This window comes from Flavimobilis sp. BM9 (assembly GCF_058313055.1).
This window is the reverse complement of the sequence record NZ_JBZEMO010000004.1, coordinates 186,111-209,940: the sequence shown is the minus strand read 5'-3', so window position 1 is coordinate 209,940 and position 23,830 is coordinate 186,111. Positions and strand designations below refer to the sequence as shown.

Below are 23,830 nucleotides of genomic sequence, written 5' to 3'. Positions count from 1 at the left end.
CAGGCGGCCGCAGGCCGGGTGCGAGGATTGGCCCGTGCCCGCACCCGACCTCCTCGACGTCCTCCTCGCCGGAGGGCGCCGCACCGACCACGCGACGCACATCGCCCACCTGCCCGCCCGCGAGGGCGTGCACGCCGACTGGCCCGCGTGGGCGGACCCGGCGCTCGTCGCGGGCTACCGTGCGCTCGGCGTCGAACGCCCGTGGCGCCACCAGGTCGAGGCGGCCGACGCCGCGTGGCACGGCCAGCACACCGCGCTCGGCACGTCGACCGGCTCAGGCAAGTCGCTCGCCTTCTGGCTGCCCGCCCTCACCTCCGTGCGCGCCGACATCCTCGCCGCCGCAGAAGGCACCGCCGCGTTCAGCCGCATCGAGAACGTCCGCTCCCGCGGGTCCGTGCTCTACCTGTGCCCGACCAAGGCGCTCGCCGCCGACCAGCTCAGCGGCGTCGAACGCCTCCTGCGGGCCGCTGACGTCCGCGACCTGCGCGTCGCGACGTGCGACGGCGACACCCCGTTCACCGAGCGCCGCTGGGTCCAGGACCACGCCGACGCCGTCCTGACCAACCCCGACTTCCTGCACTTCTCGATGCTCCCCAGCCACGCCCGCTGGGTGCGGTTCCTGCGGTCCCTGCGCTACGTCGTCGTCGACGAGGGGCACGCCTTCCGCGGCGTCTTCGGAGCGCACGTGTCGCTCGTCCTGCGCCGTCTCCAGCGCCTGTGCGCGCACTACTCCGGCGGTCCCGGGCCCATCTTCCTCGTCGCGTCCGCGACGACCGCCGAGCCGGCACGCAGCGCCGCGCGCCTCGTCGGCGTGGACGAGCGCGACGTCGTCACCGTCACCGAGAACACGGCACCGTCCGGCACCCGCACGTTCGTGCTGTGGGAGCCGCCCGAGCTCCCGCCCGCCGACTCCGGCGTCGACGGGTTCCAGGTCGTCGCCCCCTCCGGTCCCGGAGCCGACGGCGCCACGACCGGCACCGACGAGTGGTGGGTCGACGCCCCCGAGGTCGAGGACCGTCCCAGGCGGTCCGCGACCGCCGAGGCCGCCGACCTCCTCGCCGACCTCACCTGCGCGGGCGCCCGCAGCCTCGCCTTCACCCGCTCCCGGCGCGGCGCCGAGTCCGTCGCGCTGAGCGCCCAACGCGCCCTGAACGCCGTCGACCCTGCGCTGCAGCACGCCGTCGCCGCCTACCGCGGCGGCTACCTCCCCGAGGAACGCCGCGCCCTCGAGGACGCGATCCGCACGGGAGCGCTGCGCGCCCTCGCCACGACGAACGCGCTCGAGCTCGGCGTCGACATCTCCGGGCTCGACGCCGTCCTCATCGTCGGGTGGCCCGGCACCCGCATGTCGATCTGGCAGCAGGCCGGGCGCGCAGGGCGCGCCGGCGCCGACGGGCTCGTCGTCTTCGTCGCGCGCGAGGATCCGCTCGACACGTACCTCGTGCACCACCCCGAAGCGATCCTCGACGCCCCGCTCGAGGCGACCGTCTTCGACCCCGGCAACCCGCACGTCCTCGCCCCGCACCTCTGCGCCGCCGCCGCCGAGCTCCCCGTGCGCCCCGACGAGCTCGACACGTTCGGCGCGCACACCTCCGAGGTGCTCGACGTCCTCACCGCGCGCGGCGCGCTGCGCCGCCGCCCGAGCGGCTGGTTCTGGACGCATCCCGAGCCCGCGTCGCAGCTCACCGACCTGCGCGGCACGGGCGGGCAGCCCGTCCGCGTCGTCGAGGCGGCGACCGGACGCATGCTCGGCACGATCGACCAGCCCGCCGCGGACGGGTCCGTGCACGACGGCGCCGTGTACGTGCACCAGGGCGCGACGTTCGTCGTCGACCACCTCGACCTGCAGGACCACGTCGCGCTCGTGCGACGCCGCGACGTCGACTACGGCACGTGGTCCCACGACGTCACGACGATCGCCGTGCAGAGCACCCTTCGCTCGCGGACGTGGGACTCCGGCCCGGCGCCCGTGACGTGGGGCGTCGGGGAGGTCGACGTGACGACGCAGGTCATCAGCTTCACGAAGCGGCGCCTGCCCGGCCTCGAGGTCGTCGGGTCGCAAGAGCTCGACCTGCCGCCGCGGACCCTGTCGACCGTCGCCGTGTGGTGGACCGCTCCTGCCGCGCTCCTCGAGGCGGCCGGTCTCACGGCCGAGACCGTCCCCGGCGCGCTTCACGCGGCCGAGCACGCGTCGATCGGCCTCCTGCCCCTGCTCGCGACCTGCGACCGCTGGGACCTCGGCGGGGTCTCGACCGCGCTGCACGTCGACACCGAGCACGCGACCGTCTTCGTCTACGACGCCTATCCCGGCGGCGCAGGCTTCGCCGAGCGCGGCTACGAGCTGGGCGCGACCTGGCTGCGCGCGACTCGCGACGCGATCGCCGCGTGCCCGTGCACGAGCGGCTGCCCTGCATGCGTCCAGTCGCCCAAGTGCGGCTCGCAGAACAACCCGCTCGAGAAGGACGCGGCAGTGCGGCTCCTCGACGTCGTCCTCGCGTGCACCCCCGCCCCGCGCGGCGTGCGCGACGGCGAGGGCGCCGAGGGCGACCTCGACCCGGGTCGCGGCCGGAACCGGCGCCCTCGGAGCGGCACCGGCGTGTGACGCGCCGGGCCCCGGTGTGCGGCCCGGCGCGGCGCCGACCGCCCGCTAGCCGACTTGTCGCGACCATCCGGGCGCCGATGGCGCGCTCCCCCGCCTGCCCCCTCCGGCACCTTTCTCGCGAGTCCGTCAGCTCCAGCCGAGTCCGTCAGCCGCGGCCGACTGAATCGGGCTGGGACTGACGGAGTCACGCCCGGCCCGCGCTCGGAGAACGCGCGGGGGGTGCCCGACGGTGAACGACAGGGTGGGCCGGGTCAGACCTTCTCGGACCTGGCTGGCGTGCGGCTCACCTTCGGCGTCCGCGCGGCATCGGTGCGACCCTGGCGCTCGGCCCGGGCGATCCATGCGGCGCGGCGCTCGGCGGAGGAGAAGCGCACCCGCGCGAGACGAGTCGTTCCCACCGTCCGCACGCCGCAGTAGCCGAGCGTCGCGTGCGTGAGCGACCTGAGTGCGGCACGGCGGTACTGGACGGTGTCCCACCACGCAGGGCTGTCCATCGTCATGATGAGGCGCGCAGTGCGACCGGTGAGGTGCTTGTCCCAGAGCGACGAGCCTGCACGGTAGGAGAACGCAGACCTCGACAGGATCACCCGGTCGATCCACCCCTTGAGCAGGGCCGGGTAGGTGCCCCACCACTGAGGGAACACGAGCACGATGTGGTCCGCGGCGTGGACCGCCGCGATCATCGCCTCGACCTCGGGCTCACGCGCCGGCTCCTGGTCCGGGCCGAGCCAGCGTTGGAGGCTGTGCTGGCGGGACGCGAGGTCGAAGTCCGTGTCGCCGAGGCGCAGGACGGTGACGTCGGCGCCCGCGGCTCGCGCGCCCTCGGTATAGGCGTCTGCGAGCGCCCCGCACAGGCTGTCGCTGCGCGGGTGACCGAGGACGACGAGGATCGAGGGTCGCACGGTCGAGGTTCGGGCGGTTGAGGGTGGCGTGGTCGAGGTCATCTCGCGCTCTCCTTGGACAGGACGGTACCGAGCATTGCGAGCACGTCAGCGTGGATCCGCTCGAGGTCGAGGTCGGGGCGGTCGACGAACATGTCCTCGAACTCGGTTTCAAGGACGTCCCCGGCCTCGCGTGCGAGCCGCAGCCCTTCCTCGGTGAGGGTGAGGACGACCCTTCGAGCGTTCGCGGGGTCGGTCTGGGTCTGCACGAGGCCCTTGCCGACGAGGATGGGGACACGCTTGCTCACCGCGGCCTTCGTGACACCGAGACACTCGGCGAGGTGGGTGACGTCGATCGGTTGCCCCTCCTCGAGCACGGCGAGGAAGGTGAACTGGCTGATCGTGACTCCCCAACGCGCCTGCAGGATGCGGTCTGCGTACGCGTCGAGCGCGGTCGAGAGCTCGTTGATCGAGTAGGTGAGGCGTGTGCTCATACCGGAAGTCAACCCGTTGACACTCGAGGTGTCAACGGGTTGACATTTCGTCGTGCGTCAGGCGCGGACGACGCCGCGGACCGGCCCCGCTCCCCCGAGGCTCGACTCTCGACCCTCAGTGCCCTGCGGACACCCTCCCCCGCAGATCCTCGAGCCCCGGCCCCTCGAGCTCGTCGAGGTAAGCGTCCCGCCCTGCCATCGACATGACGAGCGCGAGCGTGCTGCCTTCGACACGAGGCCCGGCGCCTGCGCGGAACGGCCCGTCGGAAGCGACCAGCTCCAGGCCTGCGGCGACCTTGCGGCTCGAGACGGCGAAGTCCTGCTTCGCGAAGAAGTCCGCGACAGGGGTGAGCGCCTCGACGCTCGGGCGCTTCGGCAGGCCCAACGGCTGGCGGATGTCCTGCGCATGGACGAGGACCTCGCCCAGATAGGCCGCCGTGTGACCTGTCGGGGCGATCGTGCTGTCGACCGCTGCGCGGAACCGCGCGAACGTCTCTTCCGGGTCGCGACCCTTGTGCTCGTCGAGCCGCCTCTGGTTGTGCACGTCTGTGCGGAACCTCGCGCCGACGATGCTGCGGATCCAGCGGCCACGACCGGTCAGCGCGGCCGCGACCAGGTGCGCGACGACGTCTTCGACGTCCCACCGCCCGCACAAGGTGCGGTGGTGCCACTGTTCCGGCTCGAGCCGGGCGAGGTCGTCTGCGAGCGCGGCTCGTTCCGCGTGCACCAGGCCCCAGAGGCGGTCTCGGTCATCGGCCCTCATGTGTCTCCCCTGCTTCGTGTCGACGGTGGCGCGGACGCGCCGGGTCGGCCGAGCCCCCGATCACGGGGCGGCACGTGCGACCAGCAGCCAGGACGGCCCTGCGCGCGCTGTCGCTTCCACCGACCGCGCACCGAATGCTCCCGAGACACCGCCACGGTCACGTTCGACGCTGACCGTGACGCTACCGTCTTCTGCCACGACGCACCTGGTGAGACGACCTCCGTTGCGCGTCGCCGCCTCGCTCCCCGTCTCGCACGCCCCGGAGCGCGCGACCGCGTGGCGCTGCGCTGCCGCGAGCGCGGCAAGGTCCGCCGCAGTCTGAGCGTCGGCCCGCGCGGTGTGCGCGCCCGCGAGGATCGCGACCGCCGCGACGAGCGCCGCGGCGACCGCGAGGAGGGCGACGACCAGGACCGCGGCCGATCCCTCGTCCCCGCTCCCGGCCCGGCCGGTGCTCACTGCTCTACCCATGCGGTCGACGAGGCGCTGACGTGGAACGACAACCACGACGTCCCGATGTCGCGGCTCACCTCCACGGTGCGCCAGCCCCCGTCCTCACCGGTCTGGACTGCGGCGCGGTCGCCCGCGACGCGGCGGGCCGCGGTCGTCACGGCAGCCGGGTCCTCGCCGAGCGACGCCGCGCGTGCCCCCGCACGCGCGGCGCCGGCGACCTGCAGCCGTGTCATCCCGACGTTCCCGACGACGAGCAGCACGAGCAGCAGGACCACGACCGTCGGGAGCAGCACCGCGAGCTCCGCCGTGACGACGCCCGAGTCCCCACGGGGTGCGACCGCCGGCCGTGGCGACCTGCTCATCCGACAGCCAGGGCCTTCTGGACGAGGCCGAGGAGCAGCCCGCGGACCTCGCTCGAGGTGAGGATCACGAGCAGCAGGCCGGCGAAGCCGACCGCCGCGATCAGGACGACTGCGTACTCGGCAGTCGCGAGGCCGGCGTCGCGCCCGTGCACGACGGTCCGCGCCCACCGAGCCCTGGCCCGTGCCGCGAGCCGCACGAGCCGGGCGGTTCCGTGCCGGTCGCGGCGGGCTCGCTCGCGCAGGGCGCCGTTCGGGGCGGTCGGACAGCTCGCGGGCCTTCCCGGCGCGGCGATCGTGCTGGTCATCGTGGTCATGGTTCCTCCGTCGATCCGTCGCGGCCGGTCGGCCGCGCTCCGAGCCTGCGCCGCCCCTCGCGGGTACCGCTCCGGCTGCACCCGTCCGCGTGCGGTCGATGCGCGGCGGCCTCGCCTGTGGACGGCAGCTGTCACAGGAGTCCCTGCCCGAGAGCCACGACCACCGGCACGAGCCCCATCAAGATGAACGCGGGGAGCAGGCACGTCCCGAGCGGCACGACGAGGCGCACGCCCAGACGTTCCGCGGCAACCTGCGCAGCAGTCGCGTCGTCGTGCGCGAGGCGCGCCTCAGCCGCGTGCAGGAGGGGGCCCGGCGCCGCCCCGTCCACCCAGGCCGGGCGCAGGCAGTCGCGTACGAGCGCGACGACGCGGTCGTCGGCCGTCCGCCGACGCCCGAGGCGCAAGCGCGCACGCGCGCCCGCGTCGGCGGGACCGTGCCACGCCTCGTCCCACGAGGCTCCGAGCTCGAGCGCGGTCCCCGCGCGGGCAAGCCTCGAGCCGTCGACACCCGCGACGGCCTGACCCGTGACCCTGATCGCCCGCGGTAGCGACGTGCCAGCGCGCAGCGCCACCGCCAACAGCTCGAGGACGACGCCGAGGTCGACCTCCTCGGCCTGCTCCGCCGCAGGTTCCCCGCCAGCCACGTCGGAGCACCCGGGCGCGGCGACGAGCGGCAGCCGCCGCCCCGGCTCGAGCCCCCGCCACGGCACCACCGCAGCGAGGAGCCCCGCAGCGACCACGACCGCGAGCACGACGTCGATGGTCACCGCGCTCACGACGACACCCGTCATCCCCGGGCTCCCGCAGCCTCGCGGACGAGCCGCCGCGTCCAGGCGCGACCCGCGAGCATGAGCAGCGCGCCCGCCCCGATGGACACCGTCGTGACGCCCTGCCCGGCTCCCGACGAACCGGGGCCCGCACCCATCAGCACGGCGACGACGAGCCCACCGACGGGCAGCCAACCCAGCAGCCGCGCGGTCGCTCGAGGGCCCGCGAGCGCCGCCGCCCGGCGCGCCTCGCCCTCACGGGCGCGCACGACCGCGGCAGCGACGCCGTCGAGCACGGGGGCGAGCGACGCTCCGACGTCCGCGGCGACGCGGCACCCCGCGACCACGCCCACGACGTGGCGGTCGGGGGACGGAGCGCGCCCGGAGCGGGCGAGAAGTCGCGCCCACCCCTGCGCGGCGCCGTCCGCGCACCGTGCCCTCAGCGCCTGGGCGTCCGGAACCCCGGACATGTCAGCGAGCACGCCCACGCGCGCCCACGCCGAGGCAGGCGGTGCTCCCGCCCGCAGCATCGTCGCGACCTCCGTGACGAGCCGGTCGAGCGGGACGCCCGCGCCGCCGCCGCGACCGCCGCGCGACGGCGAACCCACGGCACGCGGGCGTGCCACGGCGTCGACCCGCGCCGCCGAGCCGCGTCGGCACCACGCCACGAGCGCCGCCGTGACCGCGACGAGGATCGACGCGAGCGCGGTCACGCGATCTCCCGCACCGCGGCCACGACCGGATCGTCCAGGCCCACCAGGCTCCGCGGGCCGAGCCGCGCGACGAGCCCGTCCCACCCCGGCCCGCGCACGGGCGCCCCGTCATCCCACGTGAGGGCGTCCTCGACGACGAGACGGTCACCGTCGCGGACGACCGCCCCGATCCCAGCGATCTCCCGCCGCCGTCCGCGCCGCTGCAGGTGCACGACGGCGTCGAGCGCGCTCGCGGCCTGCGCCGCCATGGATGCCGACGTCATGCCCGCCAGGCCAGCGAGCGCGTCGAGCCGCGCGGGGACGTCGCCCGGCGAGTTGGCGTGCACGGTCGCCCAACCGCCCTCGTGGCCGGTGTTGAGCGCGAGCAGCATGTCCCGCACCTCAGGGCCGCGGCACTCTCCGAGGACGATGCGGTCGGGCCGCATCCGCAGCGCGGCCCGCACGAGCGCGGAGAGCGTCACCTCGCCCGCGTGCTCGACGTTCGCCTGTCGCGCGGTCAGGTGCACGACGTGCGGGTGCACGGGCGCGAGCTCACGCGCCTCCTCGATGCACACGATGCGCTGCTCGGGCGGGACGAGGGCGAGGACGGCGGCGAGCAGCGTCGTCTTCCCGGTCCCGGTCGCGCCGGACACGAGGACGTTCGCGCGCGCCCGTACGAGGGCCTCGAGCGTCGCCCGGGCCCCTGGCGGGAACGCGCCCGCCGCGTCGAGCGCGTCGATGCCGAGCGCTGCGCTGCGGAGCACGCGCAGCGAGATGAGCGCCCCGGACGTGCACACAGGCTCGATGACGGCGTGCAACCGCGTGCCGTCGGGCAGGCGCGCGTCGACGAGCGGGGACGCGTCGTCGAGCCGCTGCCCGCCCGCGGCGGCGAGGCGCACGGCGAGCTCGCGCAGCGCCGCCGGCCCGCCGAGGTCGACGTGGACCCGGTCGAGGCCCGCGCCGCGATCGACCCACACCTCACCGGGCCCGTTGACGAGGACGTCGGTCACGGCAGGGTCGTCGAGGAACGGCTGGAGCGGTCCGGCACCGAGGACGTGCGCGCGCACGTCGGCGACGACGCTCTCGAGCGCACGGCTGCCGAGCACGGCGCCGCGGCTGCGCAGGGCGTCCCGGACGTGCAGGCCGACGTCGGCCCGCTCACCGTCGCGCGCGGCGGCACCGAGGCGCGCACGGACGTCGGCGACGAGCGTCGTGTCGACCACCGGCCGAGTCACGCGATCCTGCCGGACGAGAGCTCCGCTGCGGCCGTGCGGGCGGGCCAGGGCCCCCGGACGGCACCACCCAGGACGGGCGCCGACGCGGCGACGTGGTCGAGCGCCCGGACTGCGGCGCGGTGCAGCCGCGCCCCGCACGGCCCGACGCCACGCTCGACGGCCGCTGCGAGGGCCCGTTCCGACTTCATCTCGGCGGCGACGGGGCAGTCGAGCGCCGCACCCAGCTGCGCGGCCGTCAGCCCTGCGGGGGCGCGGCCGCGCACGACCAGCGCGACGTGCGCGCCGCCTGCTCTCGCCCGCGCGACCACGCCGAGCGCCCCCGCGACCGTGGGGAGGTCCTTGCGCGCCGCGACGAGCAGGGCGTCGCACTCGTCGCCGCCCCACGCCGGGGCATCGGGAACCGGGCGCGGGAGGTCCAGCACGAGGGCCGCCTCCCGTCGCAGCGCGCTCAGCACGTCGCGGCGTACGTCGTCATCGACCGGCTCCCGTCGCGTGCGGTCGCCCGACAGGACGGGCACGTCGCCCCAGCGCGGCAGGAGCCCGACGAGCTCGCGCGCGGGGACGTCGCCGCGCGCGTCACGCAGGTCGGGCCAGCGGATGCCCGGCTGGTCCTCGATCCCGAGAAGGACGTCGATCCCTCCCCCGGCGTCGTCGAGGTCGACGAGCACCGCCGGGTGCGGGCCGCGCCGGTGGCGTGCTCGTGCGAGCGCGGCCGCGAGCACGCTCGCGCCAGCGCCGCCACGTGCGCCGCACACCCCGACGACCGCCTCGCGCACCGCAGGCCCGGCTGCTTCTCCCCTCGGGTCCCTCCCCGCCGTGTCCGCCCAGCCCCGCATCGACCGCCTCCCGTCTGAAGCGTGCCCGCACGGGCACACCGGCCAGGTTCGGTCGCGGCGGGTTCAGGCGCTCAGGGCGGGACGGGACGTGCGGGGTCCGGCGTCCGACACCGGGACTGTGGGCAGCACCGACCCGCTCAGAGACCGACCCGATACGCTCGGCAGGTGGACGCCCGTCAGCCAGCACGACGGACGCCGCCGACCGCGGCGTTCTTCGACCTCGACAAGACCGTGATCGCGACGTCGTCGGTCTCGGCCTTCTCGCGCCCGTTCCTCGCCGGCGGCCTCCTCTCGCGCCGCGGGATGCTGCGCAGCGCGTACGCCCACCTGCTCTTCATGCTGGGCGGCGCCGACGCCGACCAGACAGAACGCATGCGCGCCAACATCTCCTCGCTCGTCACCGGCTGGGACGTGACCCAGGTCGAGGAGATCGTCGCCGAGACGCTCCACGACCTCATCGACCCGTACGTGTACGCGGAGGCCGTCGAGCTCATGGCCGTGCACCACGCGGCGGGCCGCGACGTCGTCATCGTCTCGGCGTCCGGCGCGGAGGTCGTCGAGCCGATCGCGGCGGCGCTCGGCGCCGACCACGTCATCTCGACCCGCATGGAGGTCGTCGACGGCCGCTACACGGGCGGCATCGACTTCTACGCGTACGGGGAGAACAAGGCGCTCGCGGTCCGCGAGCTGGCCGAACGTCGCGGGTACGACCTCGACGGGTCGTACGCCTACTCGGACTCGATCACGGACGTGCCGATGCTGTCGGCGGTCGGGCACGCGTTCACGGTCAACGCGGACCGCGCCTTGCGCCGTGAGGCGGCGGAGAACGGCTGGGGGAACCTGACGTTCTCGCGTCCGGTCGCGCTGCGGCCCTTCATCTCGCGCACGACGTCTGCCGTCGCCGGCGCTGCAGCCCTCGCTGCGGCGGTCGCGATCGTGTGGGCGGTGTCCCGCCGCCGCCGGCGCTGAGCCTCACCCGTCAGCGGACCGCCGGGACGTGGCCGTGGCGGTGGAGCGTCGTGGACACGGCCTGCTCCCGCAGGAACCCGAGCAGCTCACGCTCGCCCGACGCGACGACCGGACGGTCGAGCACGGTCGTCCGGCCCGCCCACGGCGCTGCGGCGGCCCGCAGCCCGGGCGTCTCACCGAGAGCCCGCACCCGACCGTGCACGGACCCGCGCGCGACGGCGTCGACGAATCGGTCAGCATCCTCGACGCGCACGTCGCGCACGGTGCGGGCGCCGTGCCCGGCACCGTCCGCAGGACGTACCTCGGCGGGCAGCTCGCCCCAACCTGGGTCGACCGACAAGGTCACAGGCACACCGCACCTCTCGGCCGCCGCGACGACGCGACGCACCTCGACAGCCGACGAGCCTGTGCCGACACGCACGACCGCGTCCGGTACGGGGACGTACCGCAGGACGTTGCTCTCGACCGTGAGCCGGCTCGGGTCGTGCTCGCGCGAGAAGCGCTCGGCCCAGACACGCTCGTCGGACGCGAGGGACCGCTGGAGCCACGCCTCGGGCTCGGCCCCACGGTCGGGGACTCCCTCGGCGTCGTGCCAGCGGCCGAGCTGGGCGACGTAGTGCGGCCCGCCCGCCTTCGCGCCCGGTCCGACGACCGACTCCTTCCACCCGCCGAACGGCTGCCGCTGCACGATCGCCCCCGTCGTGTGCCGGTTGACGTACAGGTTCCCGGCCTCGACGCGGTCCTTCCACCGGGCGATCTCCTCCTCGTCGAGGCTGTGCAGCCCGGCGGTGAGCCCGAACGCGACGGCGTTCTGCACGTCGATCGCGTCGTCGAGCGTCGCGACGCGCACGACGCCGAGCACAGGCCCGAACACCTCGGTGCGGTGGAACCACGAGCCGGGCTGGACGCCCGAGCGGACGCCGGGCGTCCACAGGCGGCAGCGTCCCTCGGCGAGCCCGGCCGGGGGCACGTCGAGCGGGTGCGGCTCGACGAGCCACGACTCACCCGCCTCGAGGGTGGTGAGCGCGCGCCACAGCTTGCCCTCCGCGGGCGTCGTCAGCGGTCCGACCGCCGTGCCGAGGTCGGTCGGCCATCCGACGCGGAGCGACGTCACGGCGTCGGCGAGCTGGCGCCGCAACCGGTCGTCCGTGCCCGCCGACCCGACGAGGATGAGCAAGGACGCGGCCGAGCACTTCTGCCCGGCATGCCCGAACGCCGACCGCACGACGTCGGTGACGGCCACGTCGACGTCGGCCGACGGCGTCACGACGATCGCGTTCTTGCCTGACGTCTCGGCGAGGACGTCGACGTCCGGCCGCCAGCCCGCGAACGTGCGAGCCGTGTCGATCGACCCGGTGAGGATCACGCGTGCCACGTCGTGGTGCGTCACGAGCGCGCGCCCCACCTCGCCCTCGAGGGCGAGCACGACCTGGACGGTGTCCGCCTCGAAGCCCGCCGCCTCGAGGGCGTCGCGGACGGCGGACATCGCGACCTGCGTGCAGCGCGGCGTGACGTGCGACGGCTTGACGACGACCGCCGACCCGGCAGCGAGCGCCGCGAGGACGGACCCGCACGGGATCGCGACGGGGAAGTTCCAGGGCGGCGTGACGAGGGTGACACCGTCGGGCTCGAAGGTCGCGTCGGGGTCGTCCTCGAGCGCCTCGGCGGCGAGCGCGTAGTACCGGGCGAAGTCGACCGCCTCGCTCACCTCGGGGTCGGCCTCGGCGACGGTCTTGCCTGCCTCGTGGACGGCAGTCGCGGTGAGGTCGCCGCGGAGGTCCTCGAGCCGGTTCGCGGCGTCGCGCAGGACGGCGGCGCGCACGGACGGCGCGGCGGCGGCCCAGGCCGAGCTGACCGACGTCGCGCGGGCGAGCACCTCGTCGACGTCGGCGGGAGAGAGCACGTACGTCGCGGCGGGGAGGTTCGCGAGGAGCCGGGCGTCGGTGTCGCCCTCGACGAGCGTCGCCGCGCGGGCACGCGTCCCGGGGAGCGCAGGGTCGGCGTCGGGCGCGTTGTGGAACGGTTCACGGTCGGGGTGGGCGGCGTGCGCAGGGTGCGCGGGGTGCGCGGGGTGCGCGGGGTGCGCCCCTGGCGGTTCCGGCGGCGAGAGACGACGCGGGGTGCGGCCGACCTCGCTGCGGCGGGCGGCGGCGGCGCGGAAGGCCTCCGCCTGCGCCGCCATCGCGTCGGGTGAGCCGAACGCGGCGTGCAGGTAGTTCTGCGGGGCGGCGTTCTCCTCGAGGCGCCGGACCAGGTAGCCGACCGCGACGTCGAAGTCCTCCGGCGCGACCGCGGGGAGGTAGAGGAGCACGCTCCCGGTCGCCTCGCGCACGACGCGCGCCTGCGCTGGCGCCATGCCCTGCAGCATCTCGACGTCCATGTGGTCCGTGACGCCGCGCTCGACCGCGACGAGGTGGGCGAGCGCGACGTGGAACAGGTTGTGGCTCGCGACGCCCACTCGCAGGCAGCCGTGGTGGCGCGGGGCGAGGGCGCGGTCGACGAGGTCGAGGAACGACGCGTCGACGTCGGCCTTCGTCGGGTACGGCGTGGGCTGCCAGCCGTGGAGCTCCGCCTCGACGTGCTCCATCGCGAGGTTCGCGCCCTTGACGAGGCGCACCTTGACGGGCGCGCCGCCGGCTGCGCGTCGGCGGCGGGCGATGGCGGCGACGCGCTCGAACGCGTCAGACGCGTCCGGGAGGTAGGCCTGCAGCGCGACGCCGAGGCACAGCGGCGCGAGGCCAGGGTCGTCGGCGAGCGCCTCGAACACCTCGAGGGTGAGCTCGAGGTCGCGGTACTCCTCCATGTCGAGGTTGACGAACGTCCCGTCTGCGGCCGCGGCGCGCGCGACCGGGCGCAGCCGGCGCAGCACGCGGTCGCGCGAGCCCGCGGTGTCCCACGTCGAGATCTGCGGGACGACCGACGACGTCTTGACCGAGACGTAGTCGATGTCCGGGCGGCGCACGAGCTCGAGGAGGCGGCGGGCGCGCTCGCGCGCCTGCTGCTCGCCCAGCACGGCTTCGCCGAGGAGGTTGACGTTGACGCGGAACCCCTGGTCGCGCAGCCGCGCGACCTGCTCGCCGAGCCGCGGGCCGTCGTCGGCGACGAGGTGCCCGACGAGGCTTCTCAGCCGCGCCCGCGCGGCCGGGACGACGAGGCGCGGCAGTGCAGGTGCCGTGAGCGCGCCCGCTCCGAGCATGGTGCGGTCGACGACGGACAGGAACGTGCTCGGGCGACCGCGCAGCCGCGCGAGCTCACGCGCGGCGACGGCGTCGTCACGCGGGCGGACGACGCGATCGACGAAGCGCAGGGCGAGCTCGAGGCCGTCCGGGTCGGCGACGAGCCGCGCGAGACGGCGCGTGGTGCGCCGCTCACGCGTCGTCTCGGCGGCCGCCCCCTCCTGCGCGGCGTGCATCCAGGCGCGGGCGAGAGCCTCAGCGTCCGGGACCAGGTCGTCGAAGGTCCGCATCCTCTGATCATGCCGCTGGGAGGCTGCCGCCGCTCCTTGATCTGCGTGGGTGCCCGGCCGCGCGGGGTGTGCGTCTGACGGAGGAACGCCCGGGCGCCCGGCTGGCGCGCGGCTCAAGACTTCGAGAGGCCCTGCGAGATGAGGTCCATGACGGAGGAGTCTGCGAGCGTGGTCGCGTCGCCGACCGTACGGTTCTCGGCGACGTCGCGCAGCAGGCGGCGCATGATCTTGCCCGAGCGTGTCTTGGGCAGCTCGGCCACGACGAGGATCTTGCGCGGCTTCGCGATCGGTCCGATCTCCTTCGCGACGTGGCTGCGCAGCACCTCGACGATCTGGTCCGGGTCCTGTGTTCCGAGCGCTTCGGCGGCGTCCTCGCGCAGGATCACGAACGCGACGACGGCCTGACCGGTCGTCTCGTCCGCCGCGCCCACGACCGCTGCCTCGGCGACGGCCTCGTGCGACACGAGCGCCGACTCGATCTCGGTCGTCGACAGCCGGTGCCCCGAGACGTTCATGACGTCGTCGACGCGGCCGAGGAGCCAGATGTCCCCGTCCTCGTCCTTCTTGGCGCCGTCACCAGCGAAGTAGATGCCCGGGAAGCGGGACCAGTACGTGTCCTTGAACCGTTCGAGGTCACCCCAGATGCCGCGCAGCATCGCGGGCCACGGCTCGGTGAGCACGAGGTAGCCGCCTCCGCCGTCGGGCACGGGGTGCGCCTCGTCGTCGACGACGGTCGCTGCGATCCCCGGGAGCGGCACCTGCGCGGAGCCGGGCTTGGCCTCTGTCACGCCGGGCAGCGGCGAGATCATGATCGCGCCCGTCTCGGTCTGCCACCACGTGTCGACGATCGGTGTGCGGTCGCCGCCGATGACGCGGCGGTACCACATCCACGCCTCCGGGTTGATGGGCTCCCCGACCGAGCCGAGCACGCGCAGGCTGGACAGGTCGAAGCGCCCGGGGATCTCGTCGCCCCACTTCATGCACGTGCGGATCGCGGTCGGCGCGGTGTAGAGGATCGTGACCTTGTACTTCTCGACGATCTCCCACCAGCGGCCCTGGTGCGGGGTGTCGGGCGTGCCCTCGTAGATGACCTGGGTCGCGCCGTTGACGAGCGGTCCGTAGGTGACGTACGAGTGGCCGGTGATCCAGCCGATGTCTGCGGTGCACCAGTAGACGTCGGTCTCGGGCTTGAGGTCGAACACGGCGTGGTGCGTGAACGCCACCTGCGTGAGATACCCGCCGGTCGTGTGCAGGATCCCCTTCGGCTTACCGGTGGTGCCGGAGGTGTAGAGGATGAACAGGGGGTGCTCGGCGTCGACCCAGACGGGCTCGTGGAGCACGTCGGCCGTCTCGAGGAGCTCGTGCCACCACAGGTCGCGGCCGGGCTCGATCGTGACGTCCTGACCGGTGCGGCGGACGACGACGACGTTCGTCACCGTGGTCTCCTCGCCGTCGCGCGGGGCGAGGGCGTCGTCGACGGCAGGCTTGAGCGCGGAGGCCGCGCCGCGGCGGAAGCCGCCGTCGGCGGTGATGACGACCTTCGCCTCTGCGTCGCGGATGCGGGAGCGGAGCGCGTCTGCGGAGAAGCCGCCGAAGACGACGGAGTGCGGCGCGCCGAGGCGCGCGCACGCGAGCATCGCGACGACCGCTTCGACGATCATCGGCAGGTAGATGACGACCCGGTCCCCGGCGCTGACGCCGAGGGAGGCGAGCGCGTTCGCGGCGCGCGACACCTCCCGCTGCAGGTCGGCGTACGTCAGCGTGCGGGTGTCGCCGGGCTCGCCCTCGAAGTGCAGGGCGACGCGGTCGCCGCGGCCTTCCGCGACGTGCCGGTCGACGGCGTTGTAGCAGGCGTTGAGCGTGCCGTCGGCGAACCAGCGCGCCACCGGGGCGCCGGACCAGTCGAGCGTCTCGGTGAACGGCTTGCGCCACGAGAGCCGCTCGCGGGCCTGGTCGGCCCAGAACGCGACGCGGTCGGCAGCGGCCCAGGCGTACGCGTCCTTGTGGACGTTGGCCTGCGCGGCGAACTCGCGCGACGGCGGGAAGGAACGCGTCTCGTGGAGCAGGTTCTCGAGGCCCGGCTCGTGCGCCGGGGCGCCCTGCTGGCCCTGGGCGGGAGTCTCGTCGGTCGTCATCGGTCCTCCGGTGCGCATCGTCGTTGGTGCGTCGGGACCTAGGTCCCTGTCGGGAGTCTAGACCCCGACGCACCGCGCGCGTCCGTCAGAGCTTGAACATGGCGACCTCGCAGACGCCACGGCTCATCTTGTCCGGCCTCGCGGTCTACTCCTCGACGACGGGTGAAAGCGCTTCGCAGACGAGGGTCAGACGAGCGCCGTCGCGCTGGCCGCCTCCGGTCCCTCGGCAGGCAGCTCGACCGCGTCGACCGTCTGCGGCGCGCGGTCGCGGGAGGCACTGACCGCGTAGGCGAGCCCGACCACGACGGCACCACCGACCAGGTTGCCCAGACCGACGACGGTCATGTTCCGCGCGAACTCTGCCCACGACGTCTCGGGGAGCCCCGCCATGAGCCCCACGGCGAAGGACGTCATGTTCGCGACGACGTGCTCGAACCCGGAGGTGATGAAGGCGAGCAGGCACCAGAAGATCGTGAACAGCTTCGCGCCTTCGCTCGTGAGCCGCACGCTCGACCAGATGGCGAGGCAGACGAGCATGTTGCAGAGCACGCCGCGCCAGAAGAGCTCAGGGATCGCCTCGTGGGACTTTCCCTCGAGCATGCCGGCGAGCATCGCGCCGGCCGGGGTGGACCGGTCCAGGAGACCGGTGAGGTGGACCATGCCGCCGAACGCGAACGCGCCGAGCATGTTGCCGAAGAAGCAGAAGAGGATCGTGCGACCGCCCTCCCACCAGCTGATGGCGCGGGAGTACGCGCCCTGCGTCATCGTCATCATGGTCGAGGTGACGAGCTCGCCGCCGGCCGTGAAGACGAGGGTCAGCGCGACGCCGAAGACGAGTCCCTGCACGAGCTTCGTCGCGGGTGATCCTGCTGCGAGGAAGGGCCCCGCTGCGGAGACCATGAGCACGACGGCGATGCCGATGTACGACCCGGCCAGCATCGACTGCACGGTGTATGCGATGGGGCGGCGGGTGAAGGCGACCTTGGTGGCCGCCGACTGCGCCTGGTAGGCCATGGTCTCGTCGATGCTCAGCACGTCTCCACGATGCGGGGCGACCGGGCCAGATTCGTGGGACCTTCGGGCTGCGGTCAGGCCCGGCTCGCGTTCGCCACCGCTTCGGCGACGACTGTCGTCACGTCAGGGTTGAACACGCTCGGGACGATGTAGGTCGCGTTGCGCTGGTCGGGGTGCACGGTCGAGGCGAGCGCGCGCGCCGCTGCGAGCAGCAGGTCGTCGGTGATCCGCGACGACTCCGCATCGAGCAGGCCGCGGAACACGCCGGGGAACGCGAGCACGTTGTTGATCTGGTTCGAGAAGTCGCTGCGGCCGGTGCCGACGATCGTCGCGTGCTTCGCGGCCTCGACCGGGTCGATCTCCGGGGCCGGGTTGGCCATCGCGAAGACGATCGCGTCGTCGTTCATCGTCGCGACGTCGTCGGCGTCGATCACGTTCGGTGCGGAGACGCCGATGAAGACGTCTGCGCCAGCCATGGCGGCCTTGAGCGTCCCCGTGAGCCCGCGCGGGTTCGTGTGCTCGGCCGTCCACCGCAGCTGCTCCGTCAGGCCTGGCCGCCCCGTGTGGACGACGCCGTCGATGTCCGCGACGACGACGTCCTTCGCTCCTGCCGCGAGCAGGAGCTTGAGCACGGCGGTCCCGGCCGCGCCAGCACCGGACAGGACGATCCGCACCGCCTCGAGCTCCTTGCCCACGACCAGCAGAGCGTTGATGAGCGCCGCGAGCGCGACGATCGCCGTGCCGTGCTGGTCGTCGTGGAACACGGGGATGTCGAGCTCCTCGCGCAGCCGCCGTTCGACCTCGAAGCAGCGTGGTGCCGAGATGTCCTCGAGGTTGATCCCCGCGAACACGGGAGCGATCGCCTTGACGGTCCGCACGATCTCGTCGACGTCGGTCGTGTCGAGCGCGATCGGGAACGCGTCGATCCCCGCGAAGCGCTTGAACAGCGCCGCCTTGCCCTCCATGACGGGGAGCGAGGCGAGCGGCCCGATGTCGCCGAGCCCGAGCACGGCGGTGCCGTCCGTGACGACGGCGATGGTGTTGCGCTTGATGGTCAGGCGCCGAGCGTCCTCGGGGTGCTGGGCGATCGCCTCGCACACGCGCGCGACGCCGGGCGTGTAGATCATCGACAGGTCGTCACGGTTGCGGATCGGCGAGGTTGGCTCGATGCGCAGCTTGCCGCCGAGGTGCAGGAGGAACGTGCGGTCCGAGACCCGGCCGACCTCGACGCCCGCGACGTGGCGCAGCGCCTCGACGATCCGTTGCGCGTGGGCGTCGCCGCTCGTCGCGCACGTGACGTCGACGGTCATGCGGGCGGAGCCGGACTCGGTGACGTCGATGCCGGTGACGAGACCGCCTTGGTGCTCGATCGCTGTCGTCAGCTCGCTGACGACGGTCGGCCTCGCCTCGACGTGGAGGCGCGCGGTGATGGACGACGAGACGCTCGGCGCTGGGCTCATGCCTTCATTGTGCTCGCGGCCTGCGGCGCCAGCCAGAGGCGGACACACGAACGGCGTCCCAAGCGGGACGCCGTCCGGTCAGCAGGAACAGGGGCTATCAAGCGTGCACTGTGCTGTGTCGAGAGCAGTGGCCCCGTTCACAGGTCCTATGCGTGGACTGATCGCGCGTGGGTTCCGCCTGTTCCTCTGTGCTGTTGTGACTCCAGTCTGCGCCCGGGAAGGGCGGAATTTCAAGGCTCTTGGCCCCTGGTCTTTCCCCGTCGCAGCACCTAGCGTGGGTTGTTGGGGCGTGCGCCGACGAGGTCTGTCACGTCGCCCACGAGGATGCTCGACGCCGTCACGGCGTCATCGTCCGTCGTGCCCGTGACGCTCACGGCGTCGCCCACGGCGAGACTCGAGACCTCGCCCTCGTCGACCACGGACACCGTGGTTCCGTCCGACGTCGTCACCGTGACCTCGGTTCCGTCGGCCGTCGTGAGGGTGAGCGTGCCGTCACCGATCGCGGTGATCTCGCCGCTCGTCGCGCCGGGGAAGCCCCCGCCGCCGCCCGGCGTGCCGCCCTCCGGCAGTGCGCCGTCGGGAAGGTCGCCGGGCGCCTCCGGGAAGGCACCTGTCGCGTTGCCCGGGCCTCGTCCGCCGCCGGTGTCGTCGCCGCCGAGGGCGTTGCCGGTCAGCACGCCCCCCGCGAACAGGACGGCACCGGCGACGACGGCGCCGAGCACCGTGGTGACCGTCGACCTCTTGCGCTTCGTGAAGACGATGCGGCCGCCATCGGGCAGCGTCTGAGGCTCTCCTGCGAGGAGCGCCTCGGGGGTCGTGTCGGGGGTCGCGTCGGGGGTCGTGTCGGGGGTCGCGCGGGCAGCGGGGTTCTCGTGAGTCATGTCAGCTCCGGGTGTCGTCGAGCAGGGTGGGGGGTCAGTCATGGCGCAGGGCGTCGACGGGACGCATCGCCGCCGCGCGCCAGGCGGGATAGCCGCCGAAGAGGACGCCGACGCCGAGGGAGACGGCGAGAGCGAGCGCGACGGAGGAGCGCACGATCACGGGTTCGATGCCCATGATCGTGAAGCGCGACCCGACGAGCGCTGCGAGCACGCCGAGCGCGCCGCCGAGCAGGGAGAGCAGGGTCGCCTCGGTGAGGAACTGTCCGAGGATCGCGCCGCGGCGCGCCCCGAGCGCCTTGCGGATGCCGATCTCGCGGGTCCGCTCGGTGACGGTGACGAGCATGATGTTCGTGACGCCGATGCCGCCGACGACGAGTGACAGCACGGCGACCGCAGTGAGCATGGACGTGAAGGTGCTGGTCGCAGAGTCGGCGGTGGACAAGAGCTGGGACTGGCTCGAGACCGTGAACGGGTCGTCCTCGCCCGCGGCGACACCGAGGGCGTCACGCAGCACGACGGTCGTCTCGACGACGGCCGCGGAGACGTCGTCGGCGCTCGTCGCGTCGACGACGATCGTCGACAGGCCTCCGTAGCCCGAGATCGTGCGCTGCATGCGGCTCAGCGGCATGACCACGAGGTCGTTCGTCGAGGACGTCCCCGCGGAGTCCTTCGCAGCCATGACACCGTTGACGACGTACGGCGTGGACCCGACGACGACGCTGCGGCCGACCGGGTCGTCGGCGCCGAACAGCGTCTCGGCGATCTCGGCGCCGAGCACGACGACGCGCCGGGCAAGCTCCTCGTCGTTCGCGGTGAAGCCCGTGCCGAGCGCGACCGGGGAGGCGGTCGCGTCGAAGTAGCCGGCGCTCGTGCCGACCACCTGCGCGCTCGCGCTCAGCGCGTCCACGGCGACGGTCGCCGACGACGTCACCTGCGGGACGACCGACGCGAGGTGCGGCGATCCGTCGGACGCGATCGACTGCTCGAGCGCGGCGACCGTGTCGAGGGTCAGCGTCTGGTCGCGGACCGCCCCCGAGGGTCCCCCGCCGGACGACGAGCGGACCGTGATCGTCGTCGTGCCGAGGGCACCGATCTGGTCGGTCACCGCCTGGGCGGACCCGTTGCCGACACCGACGAGCAGGATCACCGAGCCGACGCCGATGAGCACGCCGAGCAGGGTCAGCACCGACCGCAGCGGGTTGGCGGCCATGCCGCGCAGGGCGCTGCGGGTGACGTCCCACGCGTTCACCGGGCCACCCCCGCAGGTTCGCGGCGCGGTCGCGGCTGGTCGAGGCCGTCGTCCGTGCGGTCGTCCGCGACGATCCGGCCGTCGCGCATGTGCACGACCCGGCGGCAGCGCGCCGCGACCTCGTCCTCGTGGGTGATGAGCACGATCGTCGCCCCGGCGTCGTTGAGCCGCCCGAAGATGTCGAGCACCTCCTCGGTGGACCGAGAGTCGAGGTTGCCGGTGGGCTCGTCCGCGAGGATGAGGCGCGGTGCGTTGACGAGGGCGCGCGCGACCGCGACACGCTGCTGCTGGCCTCCCGAGAGGGCGTTCGGCTCGTGCTCGGCGCGGTCGGCGAGCCCGACGATCTCGAGCGCCGCCTGCGCTCGCGTGCGCCGCTCGGCGGGGCGGACGCCCGCGTAGACCATGGGCAGCTCGACGTTCGCGCGCGCCGTCATGCGTGGGACCAGGTTGAACGACTGGAACACAAACCCGATGCGCCGCCCGCGGACGGCCGCGAGCTGGTTCTCGGTCAGCATCGCGACGTCGACCCCGTCGAGCCGGTAGGTGCCGGCCGTCGGGACGTCCAGGCACCCCAGGATGTTCATCATCGTGGACTTGCCGGAGCCGGACGCGCCCATGATGGCGACGAGGTCGCCCTGCTCGACGACGAGGTCGACGCTGTCGACGGCCCGCACCTGCGACGAGGGGTCATCACCGTAGACGCGGCTGACTCCGCGCAGCTCGAGGACGGCGCTCATCAGTTTCCCCCGGGCATCTGGCCGCCGGTGAACCCGCCGGTACCGCCCGGGACGCCGCCAGGGAAGGAGCCCGAGTCCGGGAAGCCGCCCCGCTGCTCGCTCGTCGTGGCGGTGCCGACCTCGGTGTCGACAGAGACGACGACCGTCTCGCCGGCGGTCAGCCCGGACGTGATCTCGGTGAGCGAGTCACCCTGCACGCCGACCTCGACGGTGCGCACGGAGGTGCTGCCGTCGGTCGCCTGCACGGTGACGCTGCCGGTCGTGACGCCGTCGGTGGTGGTCGAGACCTCGACGGCCTGGCTCGAGACCGCGACGACGTCGGTCGCGCTCTCGGTCGTGACGGTCACGGAGGCGGTCTGCCCGAGGCGGACGCCGTCGGGGACGGCGTCGAGGGTGATCGTCGCGCCGAACGTGACGACGGACCCGGACGTGGTGCCGACGGGGTCGAGCGCCGTGACCGTGGCCTCGGCGGTGACGTCGTCGACCGCGGGGAACGTGACGGTCGCTGCCTGGCCGACCTCGAGGCGTGCTGCGTCGGCCTCGTCGAAAGTCGCAGCGACCTGCATCCTCGCGAGCGAGGAGATCGTGACGAACGCGCTCGAGGTGCCGGCGGCGGAGACAGCGCCCGACCCGCCCGACGCTGCGGACGTGGCAGCGCCCGTCGACTGCCCGACGGCGCCCGTGACCGCGGTGACGACGCCCGTGACAGGTGACGTGAGCGTGAGGTCGTCGAGCGCGGCCTTCGCGTCGGTGAGGTTCTCCTGCGCGTCGGCGAGCGTCGCGAGGGCCTTGGTGAGGTTGGACTGGGCGGAGGAGCGCTGGGCCTTGGCGGACGTCACCTGGGACTGTGTCCCGGTCGGCGCCGCGCTGCTGGTGCCCGTACCGGACGAGGTGACGGTCGGGCTCGCCTTCGCCTCCTTCTCGGCTGCCGCGGCCGCTTCCTTCGCGGCGGACAGCGCGTCCTGCGCCTCGGCCACCGCCTCGTTCGCGGACGTGACGTTGAGCCTTGCGGTCGCGACCTGCGCCTTGGCCTCGGTCACGGCGTCCTGCGCGGCATCGATCGTGTCCTGCACCGAGTCGTCCTCGAGGGTGCCGAGCAGGTCGCCCTTCGTGACGGTGTCGCCGAGGGCGACGTCGATCGACGCGATCGTGCCCGACGTCGCGAACGAGACGTCCGTGACCTTCGCCGAGCCGAGGTTGCCCTGCGCGGCGATCGTCGCCGTGACATCGGCGCGCTGCGCGGTCACGGTGCGCACCGCCCCCGTCGCAGCGTCGGCGCTCTGACCATCGCCTGGTCGCAGCAACCACCATGTCCCGGTGCCGACGAGGACGAGGGCCACCACGAGGGCGGCGTTGATCAACAGGCGTCTGCGTGAGGTCATGGCACGAGCGTCACGCCCGCACCTGGGACGCCTGTAGGTCGAGCCTGTGCCTGGCCTGTGACCACCGTGGGCCAGATGTCGGAGGTACGCCGTCGCGCGTGCGGCGTCACCGTGGTGGACTGGACGGGTGAACATCCTCCTCGTCCACAAGAGCCTCGACACGGCCGACGCCACCGCGGTGCGCTCCCTCGCCGGGCGCGCCGAGGAGCAGGACGGCACCGCGCCGCTGTCCGGTCAGACGCTCCTCTGGCTGTCCGCGCAGGCGCCGGTCGTCCACGTCCTCGCTCACGACGGCGCAGGCGCGCTGGTGGGGTACGCGCAGGTCGACGTCGGCGGCGACGAGCCGTCAGCCGAGCTCGTCGTCGCGCCCGAGCTGCGCCGTCGCGGCATCGGCACCGCGCTGCTCGACGCCGTCGCGGGGGTCGCACGCGACGTCCCCGCAGCGACGGGGAGGCACGCCGCGGCGTCGACCCCCGGCGTGTTCTCGGTGTGGGCGCACGGCAACCTGCCCGAGGCTCTCGAGTTCGCGGCTGCGCGCGGCCTCGAGCCTGCCCGAGAGCTGTGGGTGATGTCGCGCGACGTCGAGCCCGCCGTCGGCACGGTCCTCCCGGGCGGCGGTGCACCGGTCGAGCCCGCGACGGAGGCCGAGGTCGAGTACCCCGCCCTGCCGACGGGGACCCGGCTGCGCTCGTTCGAGGTCGGGCGCGACGAGGACGCGTGGCTCGCGGTCAACGCGCGGTCCTTCGCCACGCATCCTGAGCAGGGCCGCCTCACGCGCGACGACCTGCAGGCCCGCCTCGAGGAACCCTGGTTCCGCGCCGAGGACCTCCTGCTGCTCGAGGACGCCGGCTCAGGCGCCCTCGCGGGCTTCGTGTGGGTCAAGGTCGTCGACGAGACCGGCGGCGAGCTGTACGTCGTCGGGGTCGACCCTGACTCGCAGGGGCGGGGCTACGGGCACCTGCTGACCGCCGTCGGGCTCGCGCACGTCGCGGCGCGCGGCCTCCCGCGCGCCTTCCTCTACGTCGATGCGGACAACGTCCCCGCCGTCGCGACCTACCTGCGGGCCGGCTTCGAGACGACGGCCCGCAGCGTCCGCATGCGGTCGACGCGCGCCTGAGCGCCCTCAGGCGGTCGCGCGGCG

General features: G+C 73.8%; 21 protein-coding genes. 3 read left to right on the top strand and 18 right to left on the bottom strand.

Annotated features, from left to right (window positions below):
* Window positions 1–34 precede the first annotated feature (34 nt).
* Window positions 35–2,602: a DEAD/DEAH box helicase gene (locus AC4F3Q_RS08845; protein WP_491039641.1), complete on the top strand. Its 2,568-nt coding sequence runs from the start codon at window positions 35–37 to the stop codon at window positions 2,600–2,602.
* A gap of 251 nt (window positions 2,603–2,853) precedes the next feature.
* On the opposite strand, the gene AC4F3Q_RS08840 is transcribed toward AC4F3Q_RS08845, so the two are convergent.
* The 10 genes from AC4F3Q_RS08840 to ssd form a co-directional block, all read right to left on the bottom strand.
* Window positions 2,854–3,546, bottom strand: coding sequence for an NAD(P)H-dependent oxidoreductase (locus AC4F3Q_RS08840; RefSeq protein WP_491039640.1), 693 nt, complete (start codon window positions 3,544–3,546; stop codon window positions 2,854–2,856).
* Window positions 3,543–3,977: a MarR family winged helix-turn-helix transcriptional regulator gene (locus AC4F3Q_RS08835; RefSeq protein ID WP_491039639.1), complete on the bottom strand. Its 435-nt coding sequence runs from the start codon at window positions 3,975–3,977 to the stop codon at window positions 3,543–3,545. Before AC4F3Q_RS08835 ends, AC4F3Q_RS08840 begins: the two co-directional genes overlap by 4 nt.
* Before the next feature lie 115 nt (window positions 3,978–4,092).
* A complete protein-coding gene (locus AC4F3Q_RS08830; protein WP_491039638.1) occupies window positions 4,093–4,740 on the bottom strand; it encodes a maleylpyruvate isomerase family mycothiol-dependent enzyme in 648 nt (215 codons plus the stop codon).
* Between the two features lie 60 nt (window positions 4,741–4,800).
* On the bottom strand, window positions 4,801–5,196 hold the full coding sequence (locus tag AC4F3Q_RS08825; RefSeq protein WP_491039637.1) for an Rv3654c family TadE-like protein: 396 nt from the start codon (window positions 5,194–5,196) through the stop codon (window positions 4,801–4,803).
* Window positions 5,193–5,552: a TadE family type IV pilus minor pilin gene (locus AC4F3Q_RS08820; protein ID WP_491039636.1), complete on the bottom strand. Its 360-nt coding sequence runs from the start codon at window positions 5,550–5,552 to the stop codon at window positions 5,193–5,195. Before AC4F3Q_RS08820 ends, AC4F3Q_RS08825 begins: the two co-directional genes overlap by 4 nt.
* Window positions 5,549–5,866 carry a DUF4244 domain-containing protein gene (locus AC4F3Q_RS08815; protein WP_491039635.1) on the bottom strand — a complete coding sequence of 106 codons (318 nt, stop codon included), beginning with the start codon at window positions 5,864–5,866 and terminating at the stop codon, window positions 5,549–5,551. Before AC4F3Q_RS08815 ends, AC4F3Q_RS08820 begins: the two co-directional genes overlap by 4 nt.
* A 131-nt stretch (window positions 5,867–5,997) precedes the next feature.
* Window positions 5,998–6,642 carry a type II secretion system F family protein gene (locus tag AC4F3Q_RS08810; RefSeq protein WP_491039634.1) on the bottom strand — a complete coding sequence of 215 codons (645 nt, stop codon included), beginning with the start codon at window positions 6,640–6,642 and terminating at the stop codon, window positions 5,998–6,000.
* Window positions 6,643–6,653: 11 nt separating this feature from the next.
* Entirely contained in the window at window positions 6,654–7,346 is a 693-nt protein-coding gene (locus AC4F3Q_RS08805) for a type II secretion system F family protein (RefSeq protein ID WP_491039633.1), read from the bottom strand.
* The gene (locus AC4F3Q_RS08800) at window positions 7,343–8,560 is read right to left on the bottom strand and encodes a TadA family conjugal transfer-associated ATPase (RefSeq protein WP_491039632.1); all 1,218 of its coding nucleotides are present in this window, start codon (window positions 8,558–8,560) and stop codon (window positions 7,343–7,345) included. The genes AC4F3Q_RS08805 and AC4F3Q_RS08800 overlap by 4 nt, the downstream gene beginning before the upstream one ends.
* Window positions 8,557–9,396, bottom strand: a complete 840-nt coding sequence (gene ssd / locus AC4F3Q_RS08795; RefSeq protein ID WP_491039631.1) for a septum site-determining protein Ssd — start codon at window positions 9,394–9,396, stop codon at window positions 8,557–8,559. The genes AC4F3Q_RS08800 and ssd overlap by 4 nt, the downstream gene beginning before the upstream one ends.
* 165 nt (window positions 9,397–9,561) lie before the next feature.
* Here ssd and AC4F3Q_RS08790 point away from each other — a divergent pair, with 165 nt between their 5' ends.
* The gene (locus AC4F3Q_RS08790) at window positions 9,562–10,365 is read left to right on the top strand and encodes an HAD family hydrolase (RefSeq protein WP_491039630.1); all 804 of its coding nucleotides are present in this window, start codon (window positions 9,562–9,564) and stop codon (window positions 10,363–10,365) included.
* 10 nt (window positions 10,366–10,375) lie between these two features.
* Here AC4F3Q_RS08790 and AC4F3Q_RS08785 read toward each other — a convergent pair whose 3' ends face one another.
* The 8 genes from AC4F3Q_RS08785 to AC4F3Q_RS08750 form a co-directional block, all read right to left on the bottom strand.
* The gene (locus AC4F3Q_RS08785) at window positions 10,376–13,831 is read right to left on the bottom strand and encodes a proline dehydrogenase family protein (protein ID WP_491039629.1); all 3,456 of its coding nucleotides are present in this window, start codon (window positions 13,829–13,831) and stop codon (window positions 10,376–10,378) included.
* A gap of 113 nt (window positions 13,832–13,944) precedes the next feature.
* Window positions 13,945–15,966, bottom strand: coding sequence for an acetate--CoA ligase (acs, locus tag AC4F3Q_RS08780; RefSeq protein ID WP_491039628.1), 2,022 nt, complete (start codon window positions 15,964–15,966; stop codon window positions 13,945–13,947).
* A 186-nt stretch (window positions 15,967–16,152) separates the two neighbouring features.
* Entirely contained in the window at window positions 16,153–17,001 is an 849-nt protein-coding gene (locus AC4F3Q_RS08775) for a formate/nitrite transporter family protein (protein ID WP_491039627.1), read from the bottom strand.
* Window positions 17,002–17,054: 53 nt separating this feature from the next.
* Entirely contained in the window at window positions 17,055–18,440 is a 1,386-nt protein-coding gene (locus tag AC4F3Q_RS08770) for an NAD-dependent malic enzyme (RefSeq protein ID WP_491039626.1), read from the bottom strand.
* A 269-nt stretch (window positions 18,441–18,709) separates the two neighbouring features.
* Entirely contained in the window at window positions 18,710–19,321 is a 612-nt protein-coding gene (locus tag AC4F3Q_RS08765; RefSeq protein WP_491039625.1) for a hypothetical protein, read from the bottom strand.
* Between the two features lie 34 nt (window positions 19,322–19,355).
* Window positions 19,356–20,570, bottom strand: coding sequence for an ABC transporter permease (locus AC4F3Q_RS08760; protein WP_491039624.1), 1,215 nt, complete (start codon window positions 20,568–20,570; stop codon window positions 19,356–19,358).
* The gene (locus tag AC4F3Q_RS08755) at window positions 20,567–21,307 is read right to left on the bottom strand and encodes an ABC transporter ATP-binding protein (RefSeq protein ID WP_491039623.1); all 741 of its coding nucleotides are present in this window, start codon (window positions 21,305–21,307) and stop codon (window positions 20,567–20,569) included. The genes AC4F3Q_RS08760 and AC4F3Q_RS08755 overlap by 4 nt, the downstream gene beginning before the upstream one ends.
* Window positions 21,307–22,689: an efflux RND transporter periplasmic adaptor subunit gene (locus AC4F3Q_RS08750; RefSeq protein WP_491039622.1), complete on the bottom strand. Its 1,383-nt coding sequence runs from the start codon at window positions 22,687–22,689 to the stop codon at window positions 21,307–21,309. Before AC4F3Q_RS08750 ends, AC4F3Q_RS08755 begins: the two co-directional genes overlap by 1 nt.
* A 127-nt stretch (window positions 22,690–22,816) precedes the next feature.
* Here AC4F3Q_RS08750 and mshD point away from each other — a divergent pair, with 127 nt between their 5' ends.
* The gene (gene mshD / locus AC4F3Q_RS08745) at window positions 22,817–23,806 is read left to right on the top strand and encodes a mycothiol synthase (RefSeq protein ID WP_491039621.1); all 990 of its coding nucleotides are present in this window, start codon (window positions 22,817–22,819) and stop codon (window positions 23,804–23,806) included.
* Window positions 23,807–23,830 lie beyond the last annotated feature (24 nt).

Excerpts from the sequence above, each read along its gene's own strand:
- AC4F3Q_RS08815 (WP_491039635.1), bottom strand. The coding sequence starts at position 5,866 with ATGACCACGATGACCAGCACGATCGCCGCGCCGGGAAGGCCCGCGAGC.
- AC4F3Q_RS08750 (WP_491039622.1), bottom strand. The coding sequence starts at position 22,689 with ATGACCTCACGCAGACGCCTGTTGATCAACGCCGCCCTCGTGGTGGCC.
- AC4F3Q_RS08840 (WP_491039640.1), bottom strand. The coding sequence starts at position 3,546 with ATGACCTCGACCACGCCACCCTCAACCGCCCGAACCTCGACCGTGCGA.
- AC4F3Q_RS08820 (WP_491039636.1), bottom strand. The coding sequence starts at position 5,552 with ATGAGCAGGTCGCCACGGCCGGCGGTCGCACCCCGTGGGGACTCGGGC.
- AC4F3Q_RS08835 (WP_491039639.1), bottom strand. The coding sequence starts at position 3,977 with ATGAGCACACGCCTCACCTACTCGATCAACGAGCTCTCGACCGCGCTC.
- AC4F3Q_RS08765 (WP_491039625.1), bottom strand. The coding sequence starts at position 19,321 with ATGACTCACGAGAACCCCGCTGCCCGCGCGACCCCCGACACGACCCCC.
- ssd (WP_491039631.1), bottom strand. The coding sequence starts at position 9,396 with ATGCGGGGCTGGGCGGACACGGCGGGGAGGGACCCGAGGGGAGAAGCA.
- AC4F3Q_RS08785 (WP_491039629.1), bottom strand. The coding sequence starts at position 13,831 with ATGCGGACCTTCGACGACCTGGTCCCGGACGCTGAGGCTCTCGCCCGC.
- acs (WP_491039628.1), bottom strand. The coding sequence starts at position 15,966 with ATGACGACCGACGAGACTCCCGCCCAGGGCCAGCAGGGCGCCCCGGCG.
- AC4F3Q_RS08830 (WP_491039638.1), bottom strand. The coding sequence starts at position 4,740 with ATGAGGGCCGATGACCGAGACCGCCTCTGGGGCCTGGTGCACGCGGAA.
- AC4F3Q_RS08770 (WP_491039626.1), bottom strand. The coding sequence starts at position 18,440 with ATGAGCCCAGCGCCGAGCGTCTCGTCGTCCATCACCGCGCGCCTCCAC.
- AC4F3Q_RS08755 (WP_491039623.1), bottom strand. The coding sequence starts at position 21,307 with ATGAGCGCCGTCCTCGAGCTGCGCGGAGTCAGCCGCGTCTACGGTGAT.